Origin of the sequence: Psychrobacillus sp. (genome assembly GCF_032154225.1) — a bacterium.
Lineage (GTDB): Bacteria > Bacillota > Bacilli > Bacillales_A > Planococcaceae > Psychrobacillus.
In genome coordinates this window covers 129,364-154,244 of the sequence record NZ_JALDYF010000006.1, presented here as the reverse complement: position 1 = coordinate 154,244, position 24,881 = coordinate 129,364, and the positions used below count along the sequence as shown (strand labels likewise).

The window sequence follows — 24,881 nt, the reverse complement described above, 5'->3', positions numbered from 1 at the left end:
TTACGACGAGTGAAATGTTAATGTTTTCACTACTACCGGTACTACACCAGAGTCTAGTACTTTACCAATATCCATATAATCTCCGTGATCTACGCTAACTTGGTCGATGCAAATAATGCTTTGTTTTACTTGCATTGCAAGCAATGTTTGCCCAATGACTTTAGCGTGATCGGTTTGTAAAACAAGTACGATTGGTAGTGCTGGATCGGGCCGCTTATCCATTACTCGAATAATTGCTTCCGCTAATTTTTGAATATCTCGGAAGCCCATATACGGCAGTTCGGAAATATACAATGCGAAATTCTGACCTTCTCGTGTTGCATCATACATATCAATCGCGCTTTTAATTGCTGCATCAAAATCTGCTAATCCTTCTAAAAAGTTGGATCGAAAGTTAAAATTGTACACAGGTACATTTTTTATAGGCAACTCTTTCGATGCAATTTGGATTGTAGCCCCACTTATTTCGGTTGTTTGCGTCCCGGCTCCTAACACTGTTGCACGCACCGTTTCAATTGGCTCAACCCATTCAAATTGCTGCAATACTTCAGCTTGTTGCAGATCAACGGCTAGACTTTGACCAATGTCATCATATTCTGCTGGTTGATATGCATTTAGCTCATGATTGTATATACATTCAGAAATTCCCCCTGAAAATGTAATTGTTTCTACATTCTCTTTCCAGTTCGGTGAATGTCCTAGCAGCAATACTCGATCTTTTTCTTGCACTTCATTTCTCAAAATTCGCCCGAGCGATTCCGACATGAATTGTGTCACAAATCTAATTCCGGCTGCATTCGTTAAATCTCCTACTTGCAATGAAATACCTTGTTCTTCTAACAAGCTTTTCACAGGAGGAGAAATAGATTTGATCTTCCCGTTTTGAAACTCTATTAATCTTCCACCTATATGCATCGTACAAGTACCAAGCAATTCTTTATCTTTGTATACTGCAATATTCGCAGTCCCTCCACCAATATCAATATTGGCAATAACTTTCCCAGTTCGTGCAGAATAATCAAAAGCACCTGAGCCTTTTGCAGCAATAATTCCCTCTAAATCAGGGCCAGCTGTAGCTACTAAAAAATCTCCCACTTCGTTCGATAAATAGTGAAGCATCTCTTTTGCGTTATGCTTCGTTGCGGTTTCACCAGTAATAATAACTGCACCAGTTTCGATTTCTTTCGCTTCAATACCAGCTTTCACATACTCCGCTCGAATAATCTTTTCTACTTCTTCCACATGAATCGTTGTAGCATCTTGCAACGGTGTCCGAAATATCGGACTTTTATATATAATTTCTTTATCAACAATTTCAATTCTTGGAACATGTGTCGTTCCAGCAACATTCATTAATGAAAATCGACTAATAATTAGTTTCGTTGTGCTTGTGCCTATATCAATTCCAGCACTAATCATTGTTTCCTTTTTACTATCAGAATTGAACACATTCACACCCCACTTTTTATTAATCAAATTCTTTTACTAAATGAAGTTAAAAAAGCGCCTTTACATACCACGTAGAAAAATCTACGTGGAGTAAAGGCGCCTTTGCCGTTTCATTCACTTTTGCTTGATAAGTGTTAATATATCAAAGATTTCGAGAACTGTAAAGCTGATCAGTGAACAATAAACATTCATCTTGTGCATCCACTACATAACTTTTCATCGATTCCATATCACTTATTTCCACTAGTTTTTTTAGATGTTCAATACCCGTTCCATTAGTAGCCGAAGTAATAACAATGGGGCCATATGAAATGACCGAACGAATCATATTAATCGATCGTTCTAAATTCGCATCTGGATGATCACTTTTCGTAATAACCCCAATCGGTAGCTTTGTAAAAGCTGTACTAAATCCCGGTGGAAAAATCATTTTTCCATTTGTTGCATCTTGCAAATAAAAGACATGTGTTACTTCTAATGCCGTAGCCATAATGTTTTTATAAAAAAACGGATTCTCCGTGTATTCACCCGGAGTGTCGACAATCCAGTCATAATAGATCAACGATTGCGTTTTAACAGCAGGTACTGCCTTACCTAGCAAAGCATTTGTAAGCGTGGACTTCCCTGCTCCTATTGAACCGATTAACATTGCTCTATTTTTCATGGTATATGCACATCCCTATGACTTCGTTATTTCCGCTGGCGTATAGCCTAATCTTTCAAACAAAAAACGATTAATCTCTTGCATCGCCATGTCCACCTCTGAAACACTGCCAACAATAACAAGACTTCCAGTAAAGCGATCTAAGAAACCGATTCTTACATTTGCTGCTTTTGTTGCCAAATCCCCAGCTATAATAACCGTTTCACTTGGCGTACATGTCATAATTCCCAATGCTCCAGCTTCTTGAATACCAAGCTTCACAAACATATCTGGATCTGGATTTGCGATTAAATGACTTAATGTAATTTGTTTCCCTGGAACGAACTCTTGTATAAACCTTTTTTTCTCTTCGCTCATCGAACCACTCCTTTTCTATGGCGAAAACTACGCTTTAACAGGTACTTCTCCATCTTCTAAATACTCATCTTTTCTAATAATTCCAGCAGCTCGATCCTGTGCTTCCAGCTTCAACGCTGTTGGAACCGATAGCCAATACGCAATTAAAATTGCACAAATACCTGCCGTTAACTTCCCTAATATAACCGGTAAAATAATATTCGGTTGGAAGTTTGCTGTGAACGATAAATGATCTCCCAATAAGAAAGCCGCACATACACCAAATGCAATATTGATTACTTTATCTTTTGGTCTCATATATCGAATTAGTGAGAACATCGCTAAAATATTTGCAACCGTAGCTAAAATACCAGCGCTACCTACAGATGTAAGACCAATTTTGCGTCCAGCTGCCTCTAACGGTGTCGAAGCATATTTACGTAATAAATAAACCATTGGGAATGCTCCTGCTAACATAATTCCGATATATCCCGCCGTTTCAAGCGCTCGGAATTGATCTGCTTCGTCTGCCATAATTGGATCGAAGCCCCATGCTCCAAAAATAGTAGTAAACAAGCCTGTGAAAACTTCCACAATCGAGAATACTAGCACTAGTTTAATAGCTGCATCCATTACTCGTCCAAAAATCATGAACCCTTTAATCATAATTCCAGGGAAAAATTTCAGTCCACCGGCGATCAAAAGAACAAAAATGAGCAACGGTGTTAAGTTTATGAATATTTGTCCATAACTAATGACAAACTCATACGTTGATTCTGATGTTGTACTAATAACATCGCGTACCCTTGTATCAAATAATAACACTAAAACAGATGCAATGAATGCACCAATTGGAATTGTTAATACACCTGACATAATTCCAAGTGCCATATATTTATGATCCCTTTTATCAAGCATTGCTAGTCCCATTGGAATCGAGAATACAATTGTTGCTCCAGCCATATATCCTACAATAAGTGCCATAATCCATCCTTCATAGGACTCTTTCAATGCATTTGCTAATTGATAGCCCCCCATGTCCGATGCTAAAATTGCCGTTGCCGCAATTGCAGGATCTGCTCCAATCGTATGAAAAATTGGTCCTACAAATTTATCGATAAACCATGTTAAATATGGAATAGAAGCCATAATACCTGCTGCTGGTACGAAAATATGACCTACTGCATGAAGACCAGACATAAACTCTTTTCCAAGACCATTGTCTGGATCTTTAATAGCTGCAAACGCACCCATCACTGCACAAATCATAATTATGTACACAACTACTGTACCTATCATTGCCATAATAATTTCCCCCTAAGTTATAAGATTGATATGTGAACTATCTCCTTGAGTTTTCATTCCCCGCTATTTGAATAGCTAACACCCCCCTAAAGAAATACAAAAAGACACTTAAAGAATATATTCCTTAAGCGCCTTTGCTTTTTTATTTACTTGTATTGTAAGATGATTTCCTGAGCAAGTGACTCCATTGTCATCTGCCTAGACATACTTGTTTCTCTCAACTTTTTGAAAGCCTCTTGTTCTGTTAATGCTTCTTCTTGCATTAAAATCCCTTTTGCGCGCTCAATCACTTTTCTTTTCTCAATCTCTTGGTGTGCATTTTGAATTTCTTGCTTTAGACGATTTGCTTTAGCAGATTGATGTAAGGCAATTTCCACTGCAGGAATTAGATTTGCTCCCGATATTGGTTTAACCAAATATCCAACAATATTATCTTGTTGAGCTTTTTCGACAAATTCTTTTTGACTATATGCAGTAATAAGAAGAATCGGCAAATCTAGCTGACTCGCAATTATTTTACTAGCTTGTAACCCATTTATCTTTGGCATCTTAATATCCATTAAGATAAGATCTGGTTTATGTAAAAATGCTAGCTCTATCGCTCTATCGCCGTCTCCTGCCTCACCTACTACTTCATAGCCATGATCTTGTAGCATCAGTTTTATATCCATACGAATAATGGATTCATCCTCAGCTATCAATATTTTCTTTTTCATAATAGATAACGACCTCCGAACTGATGGGAAACGTTATAACCGCATGCGTTCCTTGCTCTGTAGGTAAATATCTAAATTCCCCATTTAAATCATTTATCACTAGATTTTGGACGATTTCAAGCCCAAGTGATAATTTTGGCTTTTCCATCCCGACTCCGTTGTCGAAAATATGAAGCTCTAAGAAATCCTTGTCTGAAAAAAAGTCTACCTCTATTTGGCCTTGTGCATCCTCTGGAAATGCATGTTTAAGCGAATTTTGTACAAGCTCATTTATAATAAGCGCAATTGAAACCGCTTTCCGGGATGTTGTTAATATTCTATTTCCATTTGACTGAATAATCAAGCTAACTTTTTTATTTATTTCATTTAACACCATTGTTGATGATATTTTTTTCGTTAATTCGACGATATTTACGTCCTCATCATCTGCATTTGAATTGGCGAGAATTAGCTCGTACACAGAAGAAATACTGTATATTCTATTCAGTGTATCTTCAAAATAGACCTTACTTTCTTCCGGAAACCCTTTTCTCATCTGAAGTCTTAGAAGACTAGCAACTGTTTGAAGATTATTTTTAACTCGGTGATGAATTTCTTGAATAACAACAGATTTCATCATCAACTCTTTTTCTTTCGTGCGTAGTTCCGTGACATCTTGAATAATAATAAGTGTCCCTTTTAAATGATCTTTTTCTTTCATCCTAATTTTTTTTACGATTAGGTTTTTTCGTTCTACCGTCAAATCAAATATAAAAACATCTTCTTTAAAATCATAGACTGCCTGCAAAAAAGGTAATAAACCGATTATATTTTTATTGCGAATCTCATCTTGCTGACTTATCTCTGTTATAAAACTAACACCAACAGGATTCGCATAAATTAACTTATTTTCATTATCTGATAATAAAAAAATTTCCATTAACAAATCCGAAACAAGTGGCATTTCACTTGGATTGTTCCCAAGTATTTTACTAAGTTCTTCTTGACCAAACGAAACATTTTGTTGATCTGTCCTATAAGGTACTTGTTGGAATACTTCCTTTTCGGAAATAAGTACACCGATGACTTGATGTACACTATTTTTTATCGGGATGACGCTCTGTTCAACTGATTTTCCTTCTTGCGTAACAGCATAACCAGTATGTGATTTTTTTGCTGTTCGATAGCTGTAAAAAACACCTGGTTCAAATGATTCAAAAACAATTTTCCCGATGACAGAGTTTTCGTAAACCGCTTCCTCTGATCTTGGAAAAGCCTCTGCAACAACAATTGCATGCTCACTGTCCTTCATTTTACAGTCGATAAACATATAAGCATTGTTCAAATCTGCTTGTAATTGCAAAGTGAAGGCTATGTTATTTAAAATCACCATATCCTCCGCAGTTAGATTTGTATAGAGTTCACATAACTGCTTCAACGTATTTTTACTCAATTAATTCGTCTCGTTTCTTTTCATTGAATTATCTGAATAGATTATACTAGCAACTATTGTATAGGTCAATTCGGTAATTTTACCAATAAAAAAATCCTTCAGAAGCTATCTATCGCTACTGAAGGTTTTTTTATTATTTCCCTATTGCTCGTACAAATATTTTTTTCAAAAAATAGCCTATTACATATAAGCAAAATAGGATAAAGCCCATGAGTATAATCGACTCAATTTTTGCTGGTATATTGAATGGCTCGAGAAAAATTCGAAATAAAACAAGCATATAAATGGCCGCCGCAATACTTGTTAATAAAACGATTCCTATAATAGCAAGTTGGCTGAATGTGAGTTTTTTTATATTTTTACGCTGCTTCGCTAGCTCTGTAATAATTGCTATACCAATAACAGTTATCGTAATTGTGATTTCACCGAGATAAGCAAAGTTTATTAAATATAAAACAAGCAACATGATCATTATATATTTATAATTTTCTTCGATTTGTTTTAGCACAAGGTCACTTCCTACCTTTTAATGTTTCATCTCCATACGCAGTCTACGATGTTCACGTCTAGCAGGACCTGTTTCAAACAAACGAGTTTCTTCTTCTGTTTCTGGATGAATTCCAGCTACCAATACCGGCCTTCCATTTTCATCGACTGCAACCATTGTGACATAAGATTCTGTCGTTAACTTCTCTTCACCAGTGAGTAAATTCATAGATGTTACTCGAACATAAACTTCCATTGAAGAACGACCTGTTGAAGAAACAATAGCATCTAGTTCAATAACATCTCCGACTTTTGCTGGAGAAAGAAAATCAACGGAGTCAATAGAAGCTGTTACAACGGCTCCTTTTGCGTGTTTCATCGCCGTAATTGCAGCAATTTCATCAATATAGGCTAGTACTTTTCCACCAAAGATTGTTTTGTGATGGTTCGTATCTGGTGGCAATATTAAATGTGATTGAATTGTTCTTGATTGGCTCATTGGATTTGTATTCACCATTAGCACCCCCGTTATTTATAGTATAACACGAAGGCTAATTAGAATTAGATGATGTTGCTACACTTGTTGCCGCAATCGTAGAAATCATCATCGCTTGCTGAGCTTGTAATAGCATTTCAAGAGATGTTGCCATCGAAATTGCGGCAGCGGAATATGCATCTTTAGATGATCTTAGCTCTAAACCAAATGCGATTGGCAAGGCGGATTCCTTATACCATGAAAATAACTTCATGCCGGCAATCGATTCATAGGATGCAACAATTGTATTTAACTGTTCTTGATTTAGTTCAAGCGCTGCCATGAATCCAATGACTGGATACTGGGCCATGGATGTTTTTATTTTTACACTTTTTAACCCGTCTCGAATAATTATCGCTCTTTGTACCAGATCTTCCTCATAGTTTGGACTAGAATAGGTCAGCACTTGTGACATCCATTGCAATTCATTGCCACCGTAAAACTTCTGCTTCTTTAAGTCCATGTAATATTTATTCATCGTTTCTGCACGAACTGCTGTATCTCCAGCCATTTTCCCTAAAAACATAGCATATGGGTAGTCATCCGCAGACGTTAAAAAACGATGATGCTTTTTCATATCTTCCATTAATTGCTTCGTTCGGTCGATTTCATATGACCAACTATCTTTCTCGTCTGACATTAATAATGCGGCTAAATAAGTGTAACTATTCATTTTAAAGGAAGCTGCCTTTAATGCCTCTGCTTTTTCTAGCAATAAATCCACTGCAAGTTTCGAATCTAATCCTTGTGTGTCGAGTGTTGCAACAAACAATGGATTTAGATGGGAACGCAGTGGGGAAAATATCCCTACACTCTTTTTAAGATAGGAAGCTATTTCATCGAAACGTGCCTCTTCAAATTCTTTTTCTAATGTTACGTAATAACCAGCCAGAGATAAGGTTACACGCTTATCAACAGACCAACCTAAAACTTTTTTGAGCTTATTAAATGTTTCTTCTATTTTCTGATTTACCATTATGCATTCTCACTCCTTTTCTTTTTTACGAAATTTGCACTATAATGGTTTCACTATTTGTTATACTTATTTTAACTATATTCAGAAAAGTAGGTGTCAATTATGCGAATTAATAAATTTTTAAGTGAAGCCGGAATTGTTTCCAGACGTGGCGCTGACAAATGGATTACGGATGGCAGAGTAATCATTAATGGCCAAAAGGCAGAACTCGGGAGCCAGGTAGAAGCTGGAGATGACGTGAGAGTAGACGGAAAACAAATCGTTGTCGAGCAGCCTTTAGTGTATATTGCTTTAAACAAACCAGTTGGTATTACGAGCACAACGGAAAGACATATAAAAGGCAATATTGTTGATTTTGTTAATCACCCACTTCGTATTTTCCATATCGGTCGTTTAGATAAAGACTCAGACGGACTCATTTTGCTGACAAATGACGGTGATGTGGTCAATGAAATTCTCCGCGCAGAAAATAAACATGAAAAAGAATACATTGTTACCGTGAATGAAAAAATAACGGATTCGTTTTTAGAAAAAATGGCAGCTGGCGTAAACATACTCGACACAAAAACACTCCCTTGCAAAGTAAAGAAAATTGGAACAAATACGTTTAATATTATTTTAATGCAAGGATTAAACAGACAAATTAGAAGAATGTGCTCCGCACTTGGATTTACTGTGAGGAGTCTTCAACGGATCCGAATTATGAATATTACAATGGATGGTCTCAAAACAGGAGAGTGGAGAGATTTAACCGAAATAGAGAAAAATGAATTGTTTACGACACTAAATTATTCACCAAAAAGATAACTACATTGCTTTTTTATAAAAGAGGAGGCGAATTGAATGTTAGCATTGAAAAATACAGAAAACTTAACTGGTGCGTCAATTAGTGGAGATTATTGGGACTTGGATGAACTTTGTACAGCACTTTATCATATTACTGGAGATGAAAATCGCTATTTTAATTTACAGGGCTCGCGTATGCGTTTATTAGGTATTACCTATGATTTGCGCCATGCGTACCAAGGTGATCGAAATATTGAGTTTGTTTTCAATGGGCTTCATAAAGAATGGATGAAGCAACATGATTTTATTGCCCCTGATAAAAATGCCTATTATTCAGTAGAAATCTTATGGCCTGAACTAATCTATGCGTTATTTGCGATCAATGACTTTATTAAATTATATAAAAAAGATAAACATGCAACTGATTTTGATATACATATTGTAACTATACGAAAATTTCAAGGAATTATTGCAGAAGGATTAAAAGAAAATATGTCGGGTGAAGAGCATAAGGCCCTTCTTGCTACTATTTTCGAGCCTACTGCAACGGTCGATGAATATGCGATTCAATATATTGATATGTTGAACTTATCCTATATCGGAATGATGAAGGAACAACGCACGAAAGCTTTCTCTACTGTTGCCAAAAATATTGTAGAGGAAAATCAAGAATATCAATCTATTAAACAACAAGTAATTGCTGAGGCAAATAAAACAAAAAGCTCTATTCATGATTTAAGGTTGAATGTAGAATATCCAGAAGACATTGAATGGTAAAAACAATCACCTTGACATAGAACCAAATGGTTTCGTATAATTCAAAATACGAAACCATTTGGTTCTATTTTGATTTTAGAAAGAAGGAAGTTTAATGGAAAATACACTACAAGATATTACACAAGTCATTGTTCTAAATGCCCCGATTCAAAAAGTATGGGATACCGTGTCTACTTCAGATGGTATTGCTTTATGGCTCATGCCAAATGACTTCCAGCTAGAAGAAGGGTATGAATTCCATATCCAATCACCTTTTGGTCCATCTCCTTGCAAAGTAACAGAAGTAAGTCCTCCAAATAAACTTTCCTTTACATGGGATATAGATGGATGGTTTGTTTCATTTATTTTAAAAGAGGTCGGGGACAAAACGGAGTTCACGCTTATTCATGGCGGGTGGAAACAACCAGATACGCTTATTACAAAAGCAAATCAAAAAAGTAGTGTTATTCGTGAAACAATGGCTCAAGGTTGGGTAGGACTGGTACAAGAGCGCCTTCGAAAGGTTGTTGAAGGGTAAATGTCCTCTTCAGCGCAAAAGTATGATGTATTTCAAGCAATCGCAGACCCAACTAGAAGAGAAGTTCTAAGACTACTTGCGGAGAATGAATTGCCTATCTCGGAAATTACCTCCTACTTTCCAATGAGTCGTACAGCTATTGCCAAACATCTTCACATACTTTCAGAAGCAGAACTGGTCCATGGACGAAAGGTTGGTAGAGAAAAAAGATATCGACTCCAACCAGAATCTTTCGCCGAATTACGCCAATGGCTATCTTATTACGATCAATTTTGGAATAACAAACTATCTATCCTTAAGCATGTAGTTGAAAACGTGGAAAGTGATGAATTACAAGTCATTAAGACTGAAACAAGTAATAGAAAAAAATAAGTAGCTTTTTTGCTTAAACAAAAAGACCGACAGCAAAACATGTCGGTCTTTCTTACTTTTATGAATTCCCAGCTACACGCTTTTCTAGCGGCTGGAATAATTTCTTTTTATCCATGTCTGGTCTAATTGCTTCCAATTGTTCCAATGCAATTTTTGCACCGAAGTCCATTCCTTGGCACCCACCAAGTAATAGTAAATCTCCTTCAGCTACTTCCTTTAAACTATGCTCAATTGCTGCCGGTAACTCTTCGTACAAGTGAACATGAATGCCCGCTTGATCCATCACTTCTTTAAACACGGCAAGCTCTGCATCCGAGACAACATCCTTTTGTGTAACATGGGAACGGCTAAGTGTTGCTACCACCTCATGAATACCCAGTCTTGGTGCCCATCTTGCAATTGCCTCTGCGTTTTCTTTATTTACCGTAACTCCTCTATCTCCACGAATCGCATACACAAGAGAAATTCGATTGAAATCCATTTTTTCTAATGTGCCTAGCGTTATATCTATATTCCCACTATTAGCAAAGTGATCATCAATAATTTTATAGTCATCTTCGAAAATGATTTCAAAACGACGTTCTACTCCAACAAATTCATACAAGCTTTTTTGAATCGTTTCCACTGGCACTTCACATAATAAACCAATGACAATGCTCACCATCGAGTTATATACAGAATGGAAACCAGGTGTTGAAAGTTCTATATTAAACTGTTGTTTCGGGATGACAATATCTTCTGTCACTAAATCGCGTGTAATCTCCACGATGAAATTTGCGCGACCTGTGGATAAATCTAAATCTCTACAAATAACATCTGCTGTTTGATTTTCTACACCAATTGTAATAACCGTTGCTTTTGTCTTATCAATCAACGAAGCCGAAAATTCATCATCTAAATTTAAAATAGCTACTTTATCTTCTCCAGCATGACGAATCAAGCTTGATTTATGTTCAAAATAATTTTCAAAAGAATTATGCAAATCAATATGCTCACGACTAATATTATTCAACGTGACAATATCAAAATCAACGCAGCCCACTCGATTTAACTCAAGTGCTGAAGACGAAACTTCCATCGTAGCATGCGTTACTTCTGCATCCACCATTTGGGCAAAGAAACGTTGTAAATCAAGTGATTCTGGAGTTGTTAGCTCAGATGGTTCAGCATAATCTCCAATTTTCACAACAACTGTACCCATTAATCCTGTCTTCAAGCCATGATTTTCTAAAATAGCATTTGTCATAAAGGAAGTAGAAGTTTTTCCGTTTGTTGCTGTAATGCCAATCGTTTTTAGTTTACTTGTCGGATGAGCATAAAATGCATCTGCTAATGCCGCAAGTGCAAATCGTCCGCTTTCTACTTTATATTGCGGAACGTTTAGATCTTCTATAAATTCTTCCACAACAAGTGCTACTGCACCATTTTCTACTGCTTGTCCAGCAAAACGATGTCCGTCTGCCTTAAATCCTCGAACACAAACAAACACTTGTCCAGCTTCTACTTTACGTGAATTATATGCGAGTCCAGTTATTTCTAGTTGTTCATGATTTTTGACATCCATGATTTGTATATGGTCCATTAATTTTGTCAGTTCCATCAAAATGCCCACCTTATATTGTAAAATATCTTCATTTAAGTTTACCCTAATTCGATTTAGAAGGAAACTGAAAGGACAACAATCCAATTTGGAAATTCCTTTTTAATTTGAGGATAAAGTATGATACTTATTCATCTTCAAAAATAGAAAAACCGAGAAAGCTTTTGCTCCCCGGTTTTGTATTACTTTTTATAATGTTCTTTACAAAATGCAAGTATTTCTGCTTCTTCTTCCTCTTCTAAAGCAAAGTCTAAAATAGTCGCTGTGCTTCTAGCCATGAAATGGTATTGCACAATACGCTCGCCTACTTCTCCAACTGCTAAAATTACGCGCAGGTCTAAAGATTGTCCTTCTTCATATAGCTCATCGTCTTCTGGAACTTCAATTCCTAATAACAACTCATAGCGATCTCCAACAATAATTCCTGTTGGATCATTTATCTTGCTAACCTCATAGGATGTAATATTCACAAAGTCCACCTCCATTCCTTCAGTGTACCACCTTTTAGTAAAAAATAAGCCGAATTCTAGTTTATTGTTATAATGAATACAGTATAACATCTAAAGGAGAGATTCTGTTGAAGTTTAGCCCTGAAAAAATGATCTACATTGTCGTTCCCATTTATCTATTGTTTCTAGTGTTCGGACAAAAAATGAATGATATTCTCTATTCCATTCTTTCTTTTGTACTTGGTATTACAATGCTAGTTCTTGCGGTTATACTTCTTCGAAAACAATTGAAAGCCCGTAAAAAGTCTTAAAACCCTGCCAGTATAGCAGGGTTTTTGTCATTCCGTCTAGATTATGCAAATTGTTCTTCTATTCCATTCATGACCAAATATGCGCCCTTTGAAACATTTGCACACACCGCTAATTGAAGATTAGAAACTGGATAATGGGCTGAATGAAAACTTACTCCAGGGTCATATCCCATTACATGGTACTTGAAAATAATATCCTCTTTTTTCTTAATCCATACTCCATATCCGTAAAAGTCATCGCCATCTTCCTGAACATGAGGTTTGAGTAATTCATTTGTTAAGGATTTGTTTAAAAGCAAATGAGTTGAAAGAGCATCCCAAAATTTCACCATATCCTTCGCAGTTATGAAAGCTCCTCCATCAGATCCCCCTTGAACAGGTAAAGAATACACATTTGTTCTCCATGAACCGTCTTCCTTTTCTATGTAACCAGTTGCTACCTTTCCAGGAAGTGAATCAAAAGCAAAATAACCCGAATCAGTCATTCCCGCCTTTGCAAAAATTCTTTTTTCCACATACTCCGTAAATACAAGCCCACTTACTTTTTCTACAATTAAACCCAATAATATATAGCCAGCGTTATTGTAATGAAAACGTTCTCCAGGAATAAACTTCATATGTTCCTTTTGAAATAGCGGCAAAAAATCTGCCAGTTTCCTCATATGATACATAGGCTTTTCTATCCATAATTCCTCAAAGTCATCCATCACTTCTTCATCAAAATAATCTGGAACACCTGAAGTATGAGTTAATAAATGATGTATCGTAATTGCTTCATCGAAGTAAGGAAAAACATTATCTAGACACTCCATTAATTTTGTGTCAAACGAAATTTTTCCTTCTTCTACAAGCTGACAAATAGCAACCGCCGTAAAAATTTTACAACCAGATGCAATACCAAAGCGCGTCCCTGCCTCGTTTTCCAATTGATCTGCTCGATTAGCATATCCATAGCTTAATTCTGCAAGAACAGAGCCTTTATTTTTCACAAAAATTGATCCGGAAAATGAAATTTCTTTTTGAATCTGTTCTATTTTTTCATTTGAACTAGTAATCATTTTTATTGTCCTCCGTTTTATGATTGTTAATTTATATAAACAGTTAGCCATTCGTTCGTATTTGGCTTTAGTAACTGATCTTGTACCGCTTCTTTAAAAAAGCTAGGTTCTATTAACTCTGCGAAGTTACCACCAAACCAATGTTCCACATTTTCTCTCGTCACGGCATAAGAGTGATTAGAAAAACGCATATCGATTTCTTGTAAGTTTTTAATCAATACAAAAGCAGCGGTAGCATTATAAATAACTGCTTTTTCTACTTCCTCATCACTTACTGTCTTGTAGTTTACAATGAGTATAGACTCATCAGAATTAAGCTCGATACCCTCTTTTTTATCGGCAAGAGGAAGATTATTAAACAAATTATTCGTATTAGATGCATAGCCCATATAGTCATTTTCATACGCTAACACTTTTTCAAACCTATGGGTTGCAGTGCTTAACTGAGTTTCTTTATCTTCTTCTGATTTCACTTGATTGTTTCTCAACACATAAAATACTCCCAATAGAAGTACGAGCGCTGCTCCAACTGCTAACCAGATAGTTTTTTGCATATACTTCTCTCCAATTTTATCGAATCGTCATTTTTCCTTCATCGGATATAACAATCCGCTCACCTTTAGAAAGCTCTATCTCTAATGGATACGTTTCTGCTAGTCTTTTTGAAAAATACCATCTTCTTTTTGGAGGAACTAAAAGAATGAATGTATTTCCGCTCCCTAAAAAATTTAATGCTGTCGGCTCAATTTCTACATGACCTGAAATAGGGATACCAATATCCTGCAACCGTTCACCAACTTCTGTTACAAACGGAGTCGTAATACTAACCTCACTTAAATTGATAAATGACTCTACACTAAAATCGCTCCACTTATCTACATTTCTTCTTGCAATTAGTTCAATTACATTACCAGCAGGATCTTCAAAATAAATAGAATCCGCCTCGAACCGTGGATAATATACCTCATTTAAACCTTCTTCTCTATTTAACTCCACTCGCTCCATCGCCCAATGCTTCGCAAGTGTGAACTGATTACCTGGAATATTAACAGCAAAATGATAGATTGCCGCTCGAGTGGATTCACGGAAAGTGAGCGTAGTTGAACCGATAGAAACAGTAAAATGATCTACGTCTGTTTCGAGCATATGTAGCCCTAGTACATTTCCATAGAATCCTTTCAATTGCTTTAATTTATTCGTATACAAAGTTACTGCCTTGAACATATTTCCACCCCATTATTTAATATCGATCAATTCAAAACGCTCGCAAACTAGTAATATATCCTCCGAAAATTCCATTCCTACTTCACTTAATGCATCTGTGAAAAATGTGACATGTACCTTTTTCCAATAATCGTATGAACGATCTCCTTCACCTTCTGCATGTGCAAATTCTTCTGATACTTCGTTCATCGGAGTTATTGCCACTTCTGAAGTTCTAATAATACATACCGGCTCGTCTTTACTACTCAATACAATACTATAGTCATCTACTTTCGGAAGTGGTGCATTTTCTAATTCATAAAAAACATGTCCCGAACAAGTTGCTGACTTCGTTCCTTCTATCACTAATTGCACTAATGCATCTGGATCTGCGCCAAATTGCCATGCACTAACTGATTGTGGTTTTTCTTTCCCTGCCCAAAAATGATCCCAATAATTTTGCGCTTGCTCATTCATCATACATTCCTCAATTCTACTTTTTCCCTCTATTATCAGTATAGTTAAAACATTTCGTTTTCACAATAAAACAACAAGAGTTCATTACCATGCAGTTCATGTTATATTTTAATAAAAGGAGTGGCTTTATATGACCAATAAACTATATTATCAAGACGCTTATATACAAACATTTTCTGCGAAAATAACGAAACAACAAAAAGATGAAAAAAACCACCCTTATGTGGTGCTAACAGAAACAGCATTTTACCCTACTGGAGGCGGACAGCCTCATGATACTGGTACATTAAATGGTGTAGCGGTGACCAATGTGGAAACAATTGAGGAAGAAGTTAGACATTTTCTTGCGGAAAGTCTGCCTGAAGAAACCGAGTATGTAGATGGTTCTATTGATTGGAAACGACGATTTGATCATATGCAGCAGCATGCAGGGCAGCATATTTTGTCTGCAGCTTTTGCGAATTTATTTGACCTTCAAACGGTTAGTTTTCACTTAGGAAAAGACAGTGCAACGATTGATTTAGATATCGCCGAAGTAACGGAACAACAGCTAAAAGAAGCGGAATCACTTGCAAATCAACTTATTTTAGAAAATCGTCCTGTTGAAACAAAGTGGATAACAGAGGAAGAGCTTGTGCATTATGATCTTCGAAAAGAAACGGCCATTAGAGAAAATATTCGATTAGTCAAAATTCCAGATTTCGATTATAACGCTTGCGGGGGGACTCACCCAAATACAACAGGACAAGTTGGACTGATTAACATATTACATACCGAAAAACAAAAACGTATTATTCGTGTAGAATTCGTTTGCGGAGAAAGAGTTCTTACACACTTACACCGAAAACAACAAGTAATCGTAGAACTGGTAAGCAAACTAAGTTCTCCTGAAGATAAATTAGTAGATGCGGTGAATAGCTTATTAGAAAACGGAAAGACAGTAGACAAACAAATGACTGACTTAAATGAATCTCTTTTACAGTACGAAGCAAAAGAACTATTAATGATGGAGAATCGATCCGTTATTACGTCTATTTTTGAAAAACGTACTATCCAAGAACTACAAAAACTAGCCAAAATAGTAGTCGCACAATCTCCTGAAAAAATTTGTATCCTTCTTTCCGAAAATGGGGACCGCGTGCAATTAGTTGCTGCAAAAGGTGAATCAGTTGGTCCAAACATGAAAGAGCTTATTTCAAGCATCCTACCTCTTATCAATGGTAAAGGTGGAGGCAATGATACAATCGCTCAAGGTGGTGGTGAAAGTGGCCTACTCTCAAGTGAACAACTATTAGCAAAGGCACTCGAAAACATTCATTCTTAACCGCCGTTCCCAAAAAATCCTTCTTACATATAGTATGTTGATAATGTAGTGAGAGGAGGATTTAAAAGCATGAATCAATTTCCCTTTTTTCCAGGTCAAGGAGGTAATCAGTTTTTCCCAGGACAAATGATGCCACCTCCTGGACAATTTCCGGGCCAATTCCCAGGATTTCCGGGTCAGCCAGGACCATCATTTCCACCTAGTTTTCCACCACCTGGTCAGCAAAACCAAGAAGGAAATGCACCAACTAGTCCGCCTCCGTCCTTTGTTCCCCAGCAGCAATCTGTAAGCACTTTTGCTGTTGATCCAGGATCTATAAGAGGCTGCTTATATCGCAACACTTTCATCTGGCTTAGAAATGGCAGTTCTTTCTGGTTCTTCCCAACATTCGTTGGCAGACGATCTGTTTCCGGGTTTAGATGGACTGGGCGTATGTGGACTTTTTACGGCACAGACTTAAATAGAATCTCTTCTTTTCAATGTTTTTAATACATGTGAAAACGCGTACTTCGTATGCGTTTTTTTATGCTGATTTTCTATAAGCACGTAGCGAGGTTTTAATAGAAGAATAGGACCCTACCGCTGCAGCACTATAGAAAAATCCCATGAAAATACCTGCTGATAAATGATGTGGGTGACTAATGAAAATAGAAATAACTAATCCTAGTGCTGTAGCAAGTGTTGGAACATATTGCGGTGGGATGTGAAAGGTTTTCTTTCCTATCTCTGTTATTAAAATTATTAATGGCACCGCCCAAAGTGAATCCCAGACGTTTGTATGAATAATCGGAAACTCTGTCATTAATATCTGCTCCTTCTAAAAAAACCTTTTTCAATTAGCATGCGCTAAAGCATTATATCCATACAAAATAATGTGGAGAGATAAAAGAATCTGATTAACATTCACGCAGATTTTCCAAATACTTTACAAACTTTAAAATTCGATTTAAAATATATTTACCTAAGTAAGTATATTTTACACACTATACGTAAAGGAGCATTCTACATAATGAACCCTCTTTTCCATGAACTCTTTCAAAAATCCCGTTTTTTAACAAATGTACTTAATCTGTCTTTAAAAGAACACGACCTCTATGCTTCTCAGTGGTCAGTCCTATTTTGTGTAAAAAAACATGAAGAAATGTCCTTAACACAAATATGGAAATACTTAAATGTAGAAGCCCCTACGATAACTCGTACAGTAAATCGCTTAGTTGAGCTAGGGTGGATTGACATTCTTCCAGGAGTTGATCGACGTGAGAAAATCGTTAAATTATCAGAACGTGCTTTACATAAGTTTCCTGAAGTTGAAAAAACCATGATAGAGTTTGAAAGAAACATGTCTGAAAATCTTACGAAAGAAGAAGAAATACTTCTTCTGAAACTTTTAAAAAAAATGTAGTAAGCAAGGTGGAAATCTGTTTTGAAGAAAAAAGAACCTATATGGACAAAAGTATTTATTAGTTTGTTCCTAACAAATTTTTCTATTTTTATTATTTTTTACGGTTTAGTTTCTGCGCTTCCTTTGTATGCAATAGATGTTTTGTCTCGCTCAGATGAAGATGCTGGATTATTAATGACGACTTTTTTAATTTCCGCAATTATTGTTCGACCTTTCACTGGGAAGATTTTAGATCTTGCAGGAAAGCGAAAAATGCTTTGGATAAGTTTATTCTTTTATTTAATATGTACAAGTCTATATTATTTTATAGAGCCTTTTGAATCGTTATTAGTATTGCGATTTGCGCAAGGTATTTTCTTTAGTATAGCAACAACTGCGAGCGGTTCACTTGCGGCAGATAGCATCCCAGCTTCTAGACGTGGTGCAGGACTAGGTTATTTTGCCATGTCAACAAATTTAGCTGTTGTTGTAGGTCCATTTATCGCACTAACCGTAATTCAATTTTTCTCTTATAATGTATTATTTCTATTACTTACTGTGTTTCTTATCCTTGGTGCAATTACAGCTTCTTTCATACCAGCGGATAAGAAATCAGTTACATCCTCTGCAAAAGCAAAAATAACTTGGAATGACTTATTTGAGAAAAAAGCATTACCCGTTGCATTAATTGCTAGCTTTGTTGCTTTTTCATATGCAAGCATCTTGTCATACCTATCAATATATTCTCAGGAAAAAGGTTTATTACACCTAACAAGTAGCTTTTTTGCCGTATTTGCTGCAGTTATGCTAGTAACTCGACCTTTCACTGGCAAAGTTTTTGATGAAAAAGGACCTAAATTTGTTATTATTCCCGGTCTAGTTTCCTTTATTATAGGGCTTGTTTTACTCGCCTATATGGACTCTCCCATACTCTTTTTACTAGCTGGTGCATTTGTCGGTCTCGGATATGGAGCAATTGTACCGAGCTTTCAAGCGCTTGCAATTCAATCTACAGGCCCTACAAGAAGTGGTTATGCTACCGCTACTTTCTTTACGCTATTCGATACAGGTCTTGCTATAGGTTCCTATATCTTAGGACTTATCGCTACGAAACTTGGCTATCAAAATTTATATTTATTCTCCAGTATCATTCTCGTATTCACACTTATTGTTTTTATAATAAGACAAAATAAACAGAGCAACTGACTTAATCCAGTTGCTCTGTTTTTTAAACAAATTCTTTTTCTTTTTCAATCCAGCTAATTAAAGTGTTCAATAAAGAAATAACAACATTAGAGGCTTCTTCTATACGTTGCAAGTCTTGTTCAGCACCTGCTATATTTCCTTTTTGATAATTCGATGCAGCATCCTTTGCTGCCGCATGAACTTCCGCATGATATTTGTCGAGTTCTTTAAATTCCGGTAAATGACCGAAGCGAGCCTTTGTTTTACCTTCTAAATACCATTTTCCTAGACGACATTCTGTATGTGCAGCTACACTTTCTGGCTGAACTACTTCTAATCCGATAAACATATTATAAATTCTCCACTTCCAAAGTATATGGTCTGCCTTTGAAAGTTGTAATAATGCGGTTGAAGAAAGCTGAACACTGTTGTTTCCAATAATATCTAACCTGAATTGATTGATTTCCTGGCTCAATTCATAAATAGATGAAGAAGTGCTATTTCCTAAAACTCTAATTTCTTCTTGGAGATTTGCCATTTCCACCATTCGATGCGACACTTCATCAATAGACGCTGCCTGTTGCTCTGAAATCGCAGCTGTATTCGTCACATCTAAGTTAATCTCTTCAATAGCTTCTACTATTTTCCCTAGTAGCGGAAGCGAGTTTTTCGCGTCATCTGTAGCGAGTTTAATAATATGTGTTGTCTCCTCAATCGACTTCGATACTTCATTAGAATATGATTTCAAATGGTGTACATTATTAGATACTTCACCTAATGCAGAAACCGTATTTTCAGCAAGCTTTCGGACTTCTTGCGCTACTACAGCAAAACCTTTTCCATGCTCGCCCGCTCTTGCCGCCTCAATCGAAGCATTTAATGCCAATAAATTCGTTTGGCTTGCAATACCATTTATCAAGTCTACAACGTTCTCAATATCATCCACTCGCTTCAATAGCTCTGCGAATGTCTGGACAATCGTATTAAAGGTTTCTTCTGTTTTAAAAATTTCATCTAATGCACCTTCAATTGTCTTTTGACTATTCATTGCATACTCAACAGAATCAGAAGTTTTCCCTGAAATGCGAGAAGAAGTCTGGGCTACTTCTACAATAGACGCTGTAATTTGTTCTGTTGCGGCTGTAGATGACTGAACCTCACTTGATTGCTTATCCAACCTATAAATTAAATCCTTCATATGCATGTTTTTTGAACTAGCATCAATTAACGAAGAAACTCCTGTAATTGTTTGTTCAAGCGTACTTTCTGTTAATACTTCAATTAGTAATTGTTGGTCAACATTCACCGCTGATTGAAGTGATTTCATAAGAGAAAACGCTTTTGCAGGACGTACCCCAAAATGATAAAGCAAATGAGTAGAAACATAAAATAAGAACTGATTGAAAATAACAAGCGTTTTACCAGGTTCAAATTTATGCTTACGTAACGTACTAAAAAACTTAATCGCTTCATCTCGATATGCTTCATCTCTTGGATGCTCGAAGAATATAGTTAAATATTTCTCAATTTGAGTCATTGTAATTGGGTTAGTTCCAGTCGGAGAAATTTCCGTTAAGTAATGATGAAATATTTCTTTTGTAGAGGGTTGAATATTTTCTAGCTTAATCGAAAGCTCTTTTAAATTATCTTGATCTTTCTTCTCAAAATTATTAAAAACTAGCGTCTCTCCGAACCTTCCATCTACTTCTATATCTGTACCTCTTGTAAGTAATCCTGCCATGTCCATTTTCGGTCTAATAGAATTAATCATAATTTCCCCCAAATAATAAGTACTATTTTTTTTCATTATATCAAACTTTAATACTACAAAACACTGAATATTAACTATACTTACAAACTTATACACTACATAAGTATATTTCGCCTATATTTGGTAATACTGCAACAAGAGTACAATACAGGAGGTAATTTAGATGAAAAAACAAAGCTTTATAGGATTATTTGTAACAATCACTATACTCGGAGGCTGTAGTTTCCCATCCGTAAATGCGGATTTAAACGAAACAGTTCAAGTTTCACTGATAAATACGGAAGGTGCAAAAGTAGGACAAGCGACCCTTACCGAAAACCCAAAAGGAGTACATATCCTCTTAAAGGCTGAAGGATTAACACCTGGTGTAAAAGCAATTCATTTTCATGAAAGAGCAGCGTGTGAGAAACCAGAATTCACAACAGCTGGCGCACATTTTAACCCACAAACAAAAGAACATGGCTTTCAAAATCCAAAAGGCTATCATGCAGGAGATCTTCCTAATATAGAAGTTGGAGAAGATGGTAAAATAGAGTTAGAAACAGTTTCCCAAGCGGTAGTTCTAACCGCAGGAAAAAACAACTCACTGTTAGACGCAGATGGTAGCGCTGTTATTATTCATGAAAATGCAGATGATTATAAAACCGATCCCTCTGGAAATTCTGGCAAACGAATTGTATGTGGGGAAATTAACAAGTAGGTTGGAAGGAGAATTATATGAAAAAAATAGGATGGTTCCTGCTTTTCATCATAGCGATTTTCTTCTCTAAGCCATTATGGGAAGAACATGCAGCGCAATATGTAGACCTCTCTTTTTTAGCACCCGTTGATAAATGGGTTGATTCATTAGAAGTAGATCGTTATTTGAACGAAGCAAAAGCCTATTGGTTAGAAATTAATGAAGAACCCACAACTAAAATTTCTTCTAACGAAGAAGCAACTTCAGGAAGTGGTATTAAACTAGATCAAATCACCATCGGAATGAAAAAAAGTGAAATTGAAAAACTTTACGGCACAGCAAAGAGAGTAAGCATGAACGAATATAATTTAGTATGGCATACCTATCATGAAAACTACCAAAACTTCATGATGATATCCTATGATAAAAGCAACACCGTAAATGCTATGTTTACAAACCAACCTTCTCCGTCTTCCTTTTTAGGAGTCGATATAGATAGCACTAGAAATGAGGTCCATACTGTACTTGGAGAACCTCTTTCCAAGCTGAAGAAAGGAAACATCGTCTATATATTGCCTGAAAAAGGAGAGTATGACTTGTTTTTAATCGATGACAGCTATGTTACTATTTTCTATGATGTACATGAAAACAATACAATTACAGCTATACAAATTGTCAAGATGTCTGTTGAAAAGAATCACACATCTACATTTGGAACTCCTTCCGAAGAGCTGACAGCAGGATTTGAATATCAACTTTTCGACTTAACAAATGCCACAAGAGTTTCTCATGGCCTGTCAATCCTTACGTATGATGAATCTACTAGCGAAACGGCTCGAAAACATAGTACGGACATGGCAACGTATAATTATTTTAGCCATGAAAATTTAAAAGGGAAATCTCCATTCGACCGACTGGCAGAAGACGGATTAAAATTCACCTACGCAGGAGAAAATCTAGCTTATGGACAAGCAAGTAGTATCTTTGCGCACGAAGGATTAATGAATTCAATCGGCCATCGTAACAACATATTAAGCACCGACTATACCTTTTTAGGAGTAGGAACGGCGTTCAATAAAGAAAATACTCCCTACTACACCGAGAACTTCTATTCAAAATAACGGAAAAAACGTGTTGTAAGTGGCTACTGGACCACTCACAACACGTTTTTTATTCGCTCTATTTAATATGCTTCAATGCTTCTCTTTTACTTAAAGGAGCCAGCTCGTTATTATGGACGAATTGGCGCACTACTTCAGGGTTTGTTTTTGCATACTCTCTCAATACCCATCCTATAGCCTTTTGGATAAAAAATTCTTTTGATGCCGCATGCCGTATAATCGTCGCAAAAAGGAGCTCTTCATTTGTATCTTTTTTAAATTTTAATTGATGTAAAATAGAAGCACGGTTTGTCCACATATTAGCAGATTTAGCCCACTCGACCATAACGGCTTCTCCTTCTGCTCTATTCATCTTCACTATTCCGCCGACAAGACCCGGAGCTATTCCATCCACACTATCCCACCAAGACTTTTTTTCGATGAGCTTTTGACAGAAAGCTAAGTCATCAATCGTAAGCTGCTTTTTGAATTGAGCTAATAACTCGATTGCAACATACTGATACTCTCGTTCATCTAATTCAAAAAGAGCCCATACTTCTTGTTGCATCAACTCAAGAGAAGGAAGTTCATTTTCCTTTACAATCGTATAAAAAATTTGTCTTCGCTCGGGTGTTTTTATCCCTAAATATGGAAATTTATTCTTCATATATTTTGCCATTGGTCCTGCCTTTTCTTCATCTCGATGCGGCTCCATATAGCTTTTAACTAACTCTGTAGACCATGTTCGTTTCATATACATTCCCCTTTATTACTTCAAATGGAACCCTTTACTTGATAGAAAATCCGCCATATGTGGACGACGTGGCTTCTCCAAAAAATCTGCCATTTGCTTCGTCCAAGTCGCAACTTTTTGGTTCGCTCCACGGCTCACATAATAGTCGGCCATTGTTTGATCGTATTCCTTTAAAAGCTTCTCGTAATCTGAATCATCATATGTATTTTCATGTAATATTGCCGCAACTGGTAAGCGTGGCTTCACTTCATTCTGCTGATCTGGCACACCTAAAGTAATCGCAAATAAAGGAAAAACGCCCTCAGGTAAATTAAATAATTGACTGATAGTAGCTGGCTCATTTCGCACACCACCGATGAAACAAATTCCATATCCTTTTGACTCCGCAGCTATTACTAGGTTTTGAGCAAATAACGCAACATCCACTGTTCCTACTAACACGTTTTCTGTTGTATCAATGTCAATGATAGTATTTTGCAATTCCCCCGCTACTTGTAGTCGGTGAAAATCCGCACAAAGTAATAAGGCAGCTCCAGCCGTTTCAAATTGCTTAGGATTACCAGATAGTTTTCCTAGTTCTTCTTTTTTTAATTCCTCAGTAATCCAAATAACGCTATATGCTTGAACGAAGTGAGAACTTGCAGCATGTTGGGCAGTTTCAACAAGCTCTGAAATTTCTTCCTTAGAAAGTATGTAGTCTTTATATTTTCGAACAGATGCATGTGCACGTAATAATTTTTGTACCATATGATAAGCAACCTCTTTCATGTATATAATCTTATATTCAGTATAGCTGAATCCTACTAGAGAAGTAAAAATGCGAACTAGAAAGCCCGTAATATTAGGCTCTCTAATTCGCTATTTTTTAAGCATTCAATTGCTTAGACTCTTCGTCCGTAAACGCTCGGGATCTTGTTAAAAAGCGTTTTCCCTCGACTCCTTCAAGGGAAAACATTCCTCCCCGACCATCCACTACATCAATGATAAGCTGTGTATGCTTCCAGTAATCGAACTGGTTTTTATGCATATAAAATGGGACTTCACCTATATGACCTAATAACACGTCCTGATCGCCAATGATTAAATCACCATCGGGATAGCACATAGGAGAAGATCCATCACAGCATCCTCCTGATTGGTGAAACATAAGAGGTCCATGCTTACTCTTCAATAATTCAATGAGTTCAAGTGCAGCGTCAGTTGCCATTACGCGATCAATCATCCACACTCACCCTTTC

At 36.5% G+C, this 24,881-nt stretch carries 31 protein-coding genes; 11 read left to right on the top strand and 20 right to left on the bottom strand.

The features are described from left to right. From RUH95_RS10595 to RUH95_RS10555, 9 genes are all read right to left on the bottom strand, one after another. Positions 1 to 1,419, bottom strand: coding sequence for an ethanolamine ammonia-lyase reactivating factor EutA (locus RUH95_RS10595; protein ID WP_313892893.1), 1,419 nt, complete (start codon positions 1,417 to 1,419; stop codon positions 1 to 3). Between the two features lie 172 nt (positions 1,420 to 1,591). Beyond that, a complete protein-coding gene (locus RUH95_RS10590) occupies positions 1,592 to 2,113 on the bottom strand; it encodes a EutP/PduV family microcompartment system protein (protein WP_313892837.1) in 522 nt (173 codons plus the stop codon). 15 nt (positions 2,114 to 2,128) lie between these two features. Then, on the bottom strand, positions 2,129 to 2,470 hold the full coding sequence (gene eutS, locus RUH95_RS10585) for an ethanolamine utilization microcompartment protein EutS (protein ID WP_313892836.1): 342 nt from the start codon (positions 2,468 to 2,470) through the stop codon (positions 2,129 to 2,131). Positions 2,471 to 2,497: 27 nt separating this feature from the next. Then, entirely contained in the window at positions 2,498 to 3,754 is a 1,257-nt protein-coding gene (gene eutH, locus RUH95_RS10580; protein ID WP_313892835.1) for an ethanolamine utilization protein EutH, read from the bottom strand. 146 nt (positions 3,755 to 3,900) lie between these two features. After that, on the bottom strand, positions 3,901 to 4,470 hold the full coding sequence (locus RUH95_RS10575) for an ANTAR domain-containing response regulator (RefSeq protein WP_313892834.1): 570 nt from the start codon (positions 4,468 to 4,470) through the stop codon (positions 3,901 to 3,903). Beyond that, positions 4,445 to 5,902: a histidine kinase N-terminal domain-containing protein gene (locus RUH95_RS10570; RefSeq protein WP_313892833.1), complete on the bottom strand. Its 1,458-nt coding sequence runs from the start codon at positions 5,900 to 5,902 to the stop codon at positions 4,445 to 4,447. Before RUH95_RS10570 ends, RUH95_RS10575 begins: the two co-directional genes overlap by 26 nt. 133 nt (positions 5,903 to 6,035) lie before the next feature. Further along, positions 6,036 to 6,410 (bottom strand): hypothetical protein, encoded by a 375-nt coding sequence (locus tag RUH95_RS10565; protein WP_313892832.1) that lies wholly within the window; start codon positions 6,408 to 6,410, stop codon positions 6,036 to 6,038. A gap of 18 nt (positions 6,411 to 6,428) precedes the next feature. Further along, complete coding sequence (locus RUH95_RS10560) at positions 6,429 to 6,905, bottom strand: acyl-CoA thioesterase (protein ID WP_313892831.1); 477 nt, start codon at positions 6,903 to 6,905, stop codon at positions 6,429 to 6,431. A gap of 34 nt (positions 6,906 to 6,939) precedes the next feature. Beyond that, entirely contained in the window at positions 6,940 to 7,899 is a 960-nt protein-coding gene (locus RUH95_RS10555) for a DUF4003 family protein (protein WP_313892830.1), read from the bottom strand. 102 nt (positions 7,900 to 8,001) lie between these two features. On the opposite strand from RUH95_RS10555, the gene rluF reads away from it, so the two are divergent. The 4 genes from rluF to RUH95_RS10535 all read left to right on the top strand — a co-directional run bounded on the left by rluF (position 8,002) and on the right by RUH95_RS10535 (position 10,351). Continuing rightward, complete coding sequence (gene rluF / locus RUH95_RS10550; RefSeq protein ID WP_313892829.1) at positions 8,002 to 8,706, top strand: 23S rRNA pseudouridine(2604) synthase RluF; 705 nt, start codon at positions 8,002 to 8,004, stop codon at positions 8,704 to 8,706. A 36-nt stretch (positions 8,707 to 8,742) separates the two neighbouring features. Next, positions 8,743 to 9,462 (top strand): DUF6904 family protein, encoded by a 720-nt coding sequence (locus RUH95_RS10545; RefSeq protein WP_313892828.1) that lies wholly within the window; start codon positions 8,743 to 8,745, stop codon positions 9,460 to 9,462. A gap of 94 nt (positions 9,463 to 9,556) precedes the next feature. Then, positions 9,557 to 9,979: an SRPBCC family protein gene (locus tag RUH95_RS10540; protein WP_313892827.1), complete on the top strand. Its 423-nt coding sequence runs from the start codon at positions 9,557 to 9,559 to the stop codon at positions 9,977 to 9,979. Then, positions 9,980 to 10,351 carry an ArsR/SmtB family transcription factor gene (locus RUH95_RS10535; RefSeq protein ID WP_313892826.1) on the top strand — a complete coding sequence of 124 codons (372 nt, stop codon included), beginning with the start codon at positions 9,980 to 9,982 and terminating at the stop codon, positions 10,349 to 10,351. A gap of 58 nt (positions 10,352 to 10,409) precedes the next feature. On the opposite strand, the gene RUH95_RS10530 is transcribed toward RUH95_RS10535, so the two are convergent. Together RUH95_RS10530 and RUH95_RS10525 are read right to left on the bottom strand one after the other, a co-directional pair. Then, positions 10,410 to 11,951 carry a Mur ligase family protein gene (locus RUH95_RS10530; RefSeq protein WP_313892825.1) on the bottom strand — a complete coding sequence of 514 codons (1,542 nt, stop codon included), beginning with the start codon at positions 11,949 to 11,951 and terminating at the stop codon, positions 10,410 to 10,412. 182 nt (positions 11,952 to 12,133) lie between these two features. Beyond that, on the bottom strand, positions 12,134 to 12,421 hold the full coding sequence (locus RUH95_RS10525) for a DUF6509 family protein (protein WP_313892824.1): 288 nt from the start codon (positions 12,419 to 12,421) through the stop codon (positions 12,134 to 12,136). A gap of 107 nt (positions 12,422 to 12,528) precedes the next feature. On the opposite strand from RUH95_RS10525, the gene RUH95_RS10520 reads away from it, so the two are divergent. Next, positions 12,529 to 12,711, top strand: a complete 183-nt coding sequence (locus RUH95_RS10520) for a hypothetical protein (protein WP_313892823.1) — start codon at positions 12,529 to 12,531, stop codon at positions 12,709 to 12,711. Positions 12,712 to 12,752: 41 nt separating this feature from the next. Here RUH95_RS10520 and RUH95_RS10515 read toward each other — a convergent pair whose 3' ends face one another. From RUH95_RS10515 to RUH95_RS10500, 4 genes are read right to left on the bottom strand one after another with little or no spacing between them, the layout of a single operon-like run. Continuing rightward, entirely contained in the window at positions 12,753 to 13,769 is a 1,017-nt protein-coding gene (locus RUH95_RS10515) for a serine hydrolase domain-containing protein (protein WP_313892822.1), read from the bottom strand. 26 nt (positions 13,770 to 13,795) lie between these two features. Beyond that, positions 13,796 to 14,323, bottom strand: coding sequence for a DUF4825 domain-containing protein (locus RUH95_RS10510; RefSeq protein WP_313892821.1), 528 nt, complete (start codon positions 14,321 to 14,323; stop codon positions 13,796 to 13,798). 16 nt (positions 14,324 to 14,339) lie between these two features. Further along, positions 14,340 to 14,993, bottom strand: coding sequence for a glyoxalase (locus tag RUH95_RS10505; RefSeq protein ID WP_313892820.1), 654 nt, complete (start codon positions 14,991 to 14,993; stop codon positions 14,340 to 14,342). 12 nt (positions 14,994 to 15,005) lie between these two features. Beyond that, positions 15,006 to 15,449 (bottom strand): ASCH domain-containing protein, encoded by a 444-nt coding sequence (locus RUH95_RS10500; protein WP_313892892.1) that lies wholly within the window; start codon positions 15,447 to 15,449, stop codon positions 15,006 to 15,008. A 130-nt stretch (positions 15,450 to 15,579) separates the two neighbouring features. Between RUH95_RS10500 and RUH95_RS10495 the strand changes: the two genes are divergently transcribed. Together RUH95_RS10495 and RUH95_RS10490 are read left to right on the top strand one after the other, a co-directional pair. Continuing rightward, complete coding sequence (locus RUH95_RS10495; RefSeq protein ID WP_313892819.1) at positions 15,580 to 16,773, top strand: alanyl-tRNA editing protein; 1,194 nt, start codon at positions 15,580 to 15,582, stop codon at positions 16,771 to 16,773. Positions 16,774 to 16,842: 69 nt separating this feature from the next. Further along, positions 16,843 to 17,262, top strand: coding sequence for a transporter (locus tag RUH95_RS10490; protein WP_313892818.1), 420 nt, complete (start codon positions 16,843 to 16,845; stop codon positions 17,260 to 17,262). A 34-nt stretch (positions 17,263 to 17,296) separates the two neighbouring features. On the opposite strand, the gene RUH95_RS10485 is transcribed toward RUH95_RS10490, so the two are convergent. Further along, positions 17,297 to 17,575 carry a hypothetical protein gene (locus RUH95_RS10485; RefSeq protein WP_313892817.1) on the bottom strand — a complete coding sequence of 93 codons (279 nt, stop codon included), beginning with the start codon at positions 17,573 to 17,575 and terminating at the stop codon, positions 17,297 to 17,299. 207 nt (positions 17,576 to 17,782) lie between these two features. On the opposite strand from RUH95_RS10485, the gene RUH95_RS10480 reads away from it, so the two are divergent. Together RUH95_RS10480 and RUH95_RS10475 are read left to right on the top strand one after the other, a co-directional pair. After that, positions 17,783 to 18,175 carry a MarR family winged helix-turn-helix transcriptional regulator gene (locus RUH95_RS10480; RefSeq protein ID WP_313892816.1) on the top strand — a complete coding sequence of 131 codons (393 nt, stop codon included), beginning with the start codon at positions 17,783 to 17,785 and terminating at the stop codon, positions 18,173 to 18,175. Between the two features lie 21 nt (positions 18,176 to 18,196). Beyond that, positions 18,197 to 19,360 (top strand): MFS transporter, encoded by a 1,164-nt coding sequence (locus RUH95_RS10475; RefSeq protein WP_313892815.1) that lies wholly within the window; start codon positions 18,197 to 18,199, stop codon positions 19,358 to 19,360. A 22-nt stretch (positions 19,361 to 19,382) separates the two neighbouring features. On the opposite strand, the gene RUH95_RS10470 is transcribed toward RUH95_RS10475, so the two are convergent. Then, positions 19,383 to 21,110, bottom strand: coding sequence for a methyl-accepting chemotaxis protein (locus tag RUH95_RS10470; RefSeq protein WP_313892814.1), 1,728 nt, complete (start codon positions 21,108 to 21,110; stop codon positions 19,383 to 19,385). A gap of 163 nt (positions 21,111 to 21,273) precedes the next feature. Here RUH95_RS10470 and RUH95_RS10465 point away from each other — a divergent pair, with 163 nt between their 5' ends. Next, positions 21,274 to 21,810, top strand: coding sequence for a superoxide dismutase family protein (locus RUH95_RS10465; protein WP_313892813.1), 537 nt, complete (start codon positions 21,274 to 21,276; stop codon positions 21,808 to 21,810). Between the two features lie 17 nt (positions 21,811 to 21,827). Then, complete coding sequence (locus RUH95_RS10460) at positions 21,828 to 22,910, top strand: CAP domain-containing protein (protein ID WP_313892812.1); 1,083 nt, start codon at positions 21,828 to 21,830, stop codon at positions 22,908 to 22,910. 58 nt (positions 22,911 to 22,968) lie between these two features. Here RUH95_RS10460 and RUH95_RS10455 read toward each other — a convergent pair whose 3' ends face one another. The 3 genes from RUH95_RS10455 to RUH95_RS10445 all read right to left on the bottom strand — a co-directional run bounded on the left by RUH95_RS10455 (position 22,969) and on the right by RUH95_RS10445 (position 24,865). After that, positions 22,969 to 23,643: a DNA alkylation repair protein gene (locus RUH95_RS10455; protein WP_313892811.1), complete on the bottom strand. Its 675-nt coding sequence runs from the start codon at positions 23,641 to 23,643 to the stop codon at positions 22,969 to 22,971. A gap of 15 nt (positions 23,644 to 23,658) precedes the next feature. Then, positions 23,659 to 24,390 carry an oxygen-insensitive NADPH nitroreductase gene (gene nfsA / locus RUH95_RS10450; RefSeq protein ID WP_313892810.1) on the bottom strand — a complete coding sequence of 244 codons (732 nt, stop codon included), beginning with the start codon at positions 24,388 to 24,390 and terminating at the stop codon, positions 23,659 to 23,661. Between the two features lie 118 nt (positions 24,391 to 24,508). Continuing rightward, positions 24,509 to 24,865: a DUF779 domain-containing protein gene (locus tag RUH95_RS10445; protein ID WP_313892809.1), complete on the bottom strand. Its 357-nt coding sequence runs from the start codon at positions 24,863 to 24,865 to the stop codon at positions 24,509 to 24,511. Positions 24,866 to 24,881: the final 16 nt, after the last annotated feature.

Coding starts and splice junctions, on each gene's coding strand:
- RUH95_RS10460 (WP_313892812.1), top strand. CDS start 21,828: ATGAAAAAAATAGGATGGTTCCTGCTTTTCATCATAGCGATTTTCTTC.
- RUH95_RS10465 (WP_313892813.1), top strand. CDS start 21,274: ATGAAAAAACAAAGCTTTATAGGATTATTTGTAACAATCACTATACTC.
- RUH95_RS10495 (WP_313892819.1), top strand. CDS start 15,580: ATGACCAATAAACTATATTATCAAGACGCTTATATACAAACATTTTCT.
- RUH95_RS10545 (WP_313892828.1), top strand. CDS start 8,743: ATGTTAGCATTGAAAAATACAGAAAACTTAACTGGTGCGTCAATTAGT.
- RUH95_RS10445 (WP_313892809.1), bottom strand. CDS start 24,865: ATGATTGATCGCGTAATGGCAACTGACGCTGCACTTGAACTCATTGAA.
- RUH95_RS10510 (WP_313892821.1), bottom strand. CDS start 14,323: ATGCAAAAAACTATCTGGTTAGCAGTTGGAGCAGCGCTCGTACTTCTA.
- eutH (WP_313892835.1), bottom strand. CDS start 3,754: ATGGCAATGATAGGTACAGTAGTTGTGTACATAATTATGATTTGTGCA.
- RUH95_RS10500 (WP_313892892.1), bottom strand. CDS start 15,449: ATGAATGAGCAAGCGCAAAATTATTGGGATCATTTTTGGGCAGGGAAA.
- RUH95_RS10575 (WP_313892834.1), bottom strand. CDS start 4,470: ATGAAAAAGAAAATATTGATAGCTGAGGATGAATCCATTATTCGTATG.
- eutS (WP_313892836.1), bottom strand. CDS start 2,470: ATGAGCGAAGAGAAAAAAAGGTTTATACAAGAGTTCGTTCCAGGGAAA.
- RUH95_RS10595 (WP_313892893.1), bottom strand. CDS start 1,419: ATGATTAGTGCTGGAATTGATATAGGCACAAGCACAACGAAACTAATT.
- RUH95_RS10485 (WP_313892817.1), bottom strand. CDS start 17,575: ATGACAGAGTTTCCGATTATTCATACAAACGTCTGGGATTCACTTTGG.
- RUH95_RS10455 (WP_313892811.1), bottom strand. CDS start 23,643: ATGAAACGAACATGGTCTACAGAGTTAGTTAAAAGCTATATGGAGCCG.
- rluF (WP_313892829.1), top strand. CDS start 8,002: ATGCGAATTAATAAATTTTTAAGTGAAGCCGGAATTGTTTCCAGACGT.
- RUH95_RS10490 (WP_313892818.1), top strand. CDS start 16,843: ATGAATCAATTTCCCTTTTTTCCAGGTCAAGGAGGTAATCAGTTTTTC.
- RUH95_RS10505 (WP_313892820.1), bottom strand. CDS start 14,993: ATGTTCAAGGCAGTAACTTTGTATACGAATAAATTAAAGCAATTGAAA.
- RUH95_RS10590 (WP_313892837.1), bottom strand. CDS start 2,113: ATGAAAAATAGAGCAATGTTAATCGGTTCAATAGGAGCAGGGAAGTCC.
- RUH95_RS10560 (WP_313892831.1), bottom strand. CDS start 6,905: ATGGTGAATACAAATCCAATGAGCCAATCAAGAACAATTCAATCACAT.
- nfsA (WP_313892810.1), bottom strand. CDS start 24,390: ATGGTACAAAAATTATTACGTGCACATGCATCTGTTCGAAAATATAAA.
- RUH95_RS10540 (WP_313892827.1), top strand. CDS start 9,557: ATGGAAAATACACTACAAGATATTACACAAGTCATTGTTCTAAATGCC.
- RUH95_RS10555 (WP_313892830.1), bottom strand. CDS start 7,899: ATGGTAAATCAGAAAATAGAAGAAACATTTAATAAGCTCAAAAAAGTT.
- RUH95_RS10515 (WP_313892822.1), bottom strand. CDS start 13,769: ATGATTACTAGTTCAAATGAAAAAATAGAACAGATTCAAAAAGAAATT.
- RUH95_RS10480 (WP_313892816.1), top strand. CDS start 17,783: ATGAACCCTCTTTTCCATGAACTCTTTCAAAAATCCCGTTTTTTAACA.
- RUH95_RS10530 (WP_313892825.1), bottom strand. CDS start 11,951: ATGGAACTGACAAAATTAATGGACCATATACAAATCATGGATGTCAAA.
- RUH95_RS10470 (WP_313892814.1), bottom strand. CDS start 21,110: ATGATTAATTCTATTAGACCGAAAATGGACATGGCAGGATTACTTACA.
- RUH95_RS10535 (WP_313892826.1), top strand. CDS start 9,980: ATGTCCTCTTCAGCGCAAAAGTATGATGTATTTCAAGCAATCGCAGAC.